The sequence below is a fragment of the Caballeronia arationis genome (genome assembly GCF_001544975.2).
In the GTDB taxonomy this organism is placed as follows: domain Bacteria; phylum Pseudomonadota; class Gammaproteobacteria; order Burkholderiales; family Burkholderiaceae; genus Caballeronia; species Caballeronia arationis.
On record NZ_FCOG02000294.1, the window covers coordinates 1 to 3,552 of the forward strand.

The following is a 3,552-nucleotide window of genomic DNA, read 5'->3' on the forward strand; positions in this document are numbered from 1 at the left end:
GCCATTTTCAACGGGACGATGACGGCGCTGCTCACCTACACGAGCTGGACCCCTGGATTTCTCCTTGTCGGCGTGGTGGTGCATGTGTTCTTGCGCTGGAAAAGCTCGACTGACCCGTGGTGGCGAATCGTGATGCTGGTGTACAACCGCTACCCGGACGTCTATGAGCCGGGGCCGAGCAGCCGTTTTAGCGCGCGCTTCAAGCGCCCGTATGGGTTTGATCAGGACCTCCAATGCTGAAAATGATGTTCACCAAGCGCGCGGTGCAGGAAATCGCGCCGTGGGCGACGATGGTCACGCCCGAACTGTTGCTCAACAAGGACGGGTCGCTGCTGACCGTGTTCGAGTTTGAGGGCATCGACGCTGACTCGCCGAATCCCGGCGACATCACCGCCGCCCGCGACAATCTCGACCACGCATGCCGCAACTTCGATCACCGCATCACCGCGTGGTGGCGCATGTCGCACCGGCGCGTGCGCGGAGGCATCGACGGCACGTTCGCGTCGGAGGCTGATGCGCGCGTCGACGCGATCAATCAAGCCATCATTGGAAGCGGCAAGTACTTCAAGAACTCGCACTCGCTCGCGCTGGCGTTCACGCCTGAAACCGGCATCTCGCGGATCTTCGACAAGATCGGCTATCACATGACGGTCGGCGGCAAGAATCTGGCTGTCGCGATGTTCGAAGCGGCGAAAGATACGATTCTCGCGCGCAGCGCCTTCGCGTTCGACCTGACCAAGATCCAGAACGAGATTAAGCGGTTCGAGTCGGTGATCGACGGATTCGTCGGCGGCGTTACGCGCCTGAAGATGAAGCGGCTGCAGCTCCAGAACGTCCTGTCGTTCTTGCATCAGCGAGCGAATCCGTCGACGCCCAAGCGCCGGGTGCGCTATCCGGTCACGATGTTGGACACGCATCTGACCGAGACCGAAGTCACGATCGGCGCGACCGAGCTGATGTTCGAATCGGCGCACGGCAAGGTGTACGCCCGCATTATCGGCATCAAGGAATGGATGGGCTTTCAAGAGGCGGCGCTCGACGTGCTCTCGCAGGTGGACGCCGAATTGGACGTCTGCGTAATGTTCCGTTTCCTGGACACCTCGCGGGCAAGCGCGTACATCAGGAAGATTCGAGGGTTCTATAAGGTTGCGGCCTTCAATCCGGTCGCCATCCTCAAGCAGTGGGCAACAAAGGAAGAGCAAAAGAACGACGAAGGCCGTGAGATTCTCGCGAAGGAAGCGGGTGACGCGCTCGCAAAGCTCGACGCCGAAGGCCAGCAGTACGGCTTCGCAAACATTTCGGTGGTCGTCTATGGGAGCACCCCTGAGGAGTGCGAAGACGCAACGCGTCAGGTGGTCGGCGTCATCGGCAATGCTGGCTTCGGTGTGATCCTCGAGAAGACGAACCTCTTCGCCTCGTGGAGCGCGACGCTGCCGGGCCGGTGGGACCAGCAAAGGCGTCTGCAGTTCGTTGAGACGCCCGCCGTGTCCGACATCGCCCCGCTTTGCAGTGTGGGCGAGGGTTCGAAGGTCAACGAATGGCTGACGCAGCAGTCCGGCACGAAAACCGGCCCGCTCACGTGCCTGCCGACCCGCCATCGCACGCTCCAGTATTTCGACTTGCATCATCCGGGCGGCAAGGCGCACACACTCGTCGTCGGTCCAATCGGCGCGGGTAAGTCCGTGTTTCTGAATTACCTGATGACCCAGACGGGCCGCCACGGCGCGCGCCGCATCCGGTTTGACAAGGACCGCTCGACACGAATCCCGACGCTGCTCGGCGGCGGCCGTTTCATCGATGCCACCGGCCGCTTCGAGGCGGCGACCTCGGTCAATCCGCTTTCCCTGATTGGCGAAGAGAAGCACTGGTCGTACGTCGCGGACTGGGTGCAGCTTGCCATCGAGGGCGAGGACTACACGTGCACGCCGCAGCAGCAGACCGAAATCTTCGACCGAATCAAGACGCTGGCGCTGGGCTTCCCGCCTGAAAAGTGGCGTCTGTCGAGCTTGATCACGCTGCTGCCTGCGGACTTGCGTGAGCGGTTGCAGGTTTGGACTGAAGGCAACAAGAACGGCAAGTTCTTCGACCACGCTGAAGACGGCTTCGCAATCTCCGACGATTTGTCGATCGAAATGGGCGACCTGTTCCAGAACTTCCCGGTGGCCGCCGCGTTGTTCATGGACTACGCGTTTTACCGGATCGCGCAGATTCTCGACGGCAAGCGCTACACCGTGATTGAGATTGAAGAGGCAGGCTTCTTCTTTACCTACCCGAAGTTCTATGCGCGCCTTGAAATCTGGGCGGTGACGATCCGAAAGCTCAACGCGGCACTGGTGATGGCGACGCAGTCTCTTGGGCAACTCGCACGCGTGCCGAACTTCGAGATTCTGAAAGAGAACATCCCCAACCTGATCTATTTGCCCAACAGCGACGCGATCAGCAACCAAAACCTGTACCGCGATGTGTTCGGCCTCACGCCGCATCAGATCAAGATGATCTCGGACGCAGTGCCCAATCGCGATTACCTGTGGGTGACGGCGAAGCAAAGCCGGATGCTGCAGGCCCAGTTCCCGAAAGAAGCGCTCGCCTACCTCCGCTCGGACGGCCGGGCGCAGGCGCTCCTCGACAAGCACGTCAAGTCCGGCAGCCCACAGTGGCAGGAGGAGTACGTGCGCGACGTACTCGTCAACGCTTAACGCTTTATCTGCAAGGTACCGCCATGATGAAAAAGTTGCTCCGCTGCATCGCCGCGACCGGCGTGTTGACGGTTGGTCTCGTCCAGCAGACCTACGCGAACATGCCCGTGTTCGACGCATCGAACTTCATTCAAAACGCCATGACGGCAGTGGCCGCCGTGAAGGGTGAGGTTTATCAGGATTCGAACCTGGTCTATCAGTACCAGATGATGCTCAATCAGCTCAAGCAGGCGACCAACCTCGATCCGTCCGCGATGCTTGCGCAATTCAAAAGCATCACGAGCGACATCTCAAGCCTGACCAAATATACCGACGCGCTGAAGGACCTGTACGGCGGCCTGCAGAGCAACGCGGAGTACGCCAACAAGGTACAGGCTCTTATCACGCAGTCGGGAAAGACGCCCGAGCAGTGGTTCACCGACCAAAACACCCTGCTGCAAAATAACGACAAGACGGCCAAGCAGCTCTTCCAGCAGGGCAACGACGTCATCTCGCATGTGAGCACGCTCGCGAAGCGCCGGCAGGAGATCCAGGACCAACTGAACATGTCGCCGACGATGGAAGCCACCGCTCAGTTGACCACGCACATGCTGGACATCATCTCCAGTCAGAACAGCGACCTTCTTACGATGATGGCAGCGAAGCAGCGCAGCGATGCGGTGAAGGATTCGGCGACGGTCGCGGACCAGCAGGCGAACAATGCGACGCAGGCGGCCATTAAGGCAAAGCAAGACCAGCAGCGCGCTGCATTCGACGCGCAAATCGGGTCGTCAAAAGTACTGGGGCAGTGATGGCGCGTTCTTGCATGGCCACACTGCGGATCGTTGTCCTGCTCTTGGCAACGATCGTCGCCACG

The 3,552-nt window shown here is 60.1% G+C and carries 2 protein-coding genes and 1 pseudogene; all 3 read left to right on the plus strand.

Annotated features, from left to right (window positions below; genetic code table 11):
• Positions 1 to 240, plus strand: a pseudogene (locus AWB81_RS41135) (hypothetical protein); the annotation flags it as partial.
• On the plus strand, positions 234 to 2,696 hold the full coding sequence (locus tag AWB81_RS41140; RefSeq protein ID WP_062644193.1) for a VirB4 family type IV secretion system protein: 2,463 nt from the start codon (positions 234 to 236) through the stop codon (positions 2,694 to 2,696). The pseudogene AWB81_RS41135 and the gene AWB81_RS41140, both read left to right, overlap by 7 nt.
• 26 nt (positions 2,697 to 2,722) lie before the next feature.
• Entirely contained in the window at positions 2,723 to 3,487 is a 765-nt protein-coding gene (locus AWB81_RS41145) for a TrbJ/VirB5 family protein (RefSeq protein ID WP_062644195.1), read from the plus strand.
• The last annotated feature ends 65 nt before the right edge of the window (positions 3,488 to 3,552 follow it).

What these genes read in the sequence shown, in the direction of transcription:
- AWB81_RS41140 (WP_062644193.1), top strand. Translation starts at nt 234, where the DNA reads ATGCTGAAAATGATGTTCACCAAGCGCGCGGTGCAGGAAATCGCGCCG.
- AWB81_RS41145 (WP_062644195.1), top strand. Translation starts at nt 2,723, where the DNA reads ATGAAAAAGTTGCTCCGCTGCATCGCCGCGACCGGCGTGTTGACGGTT.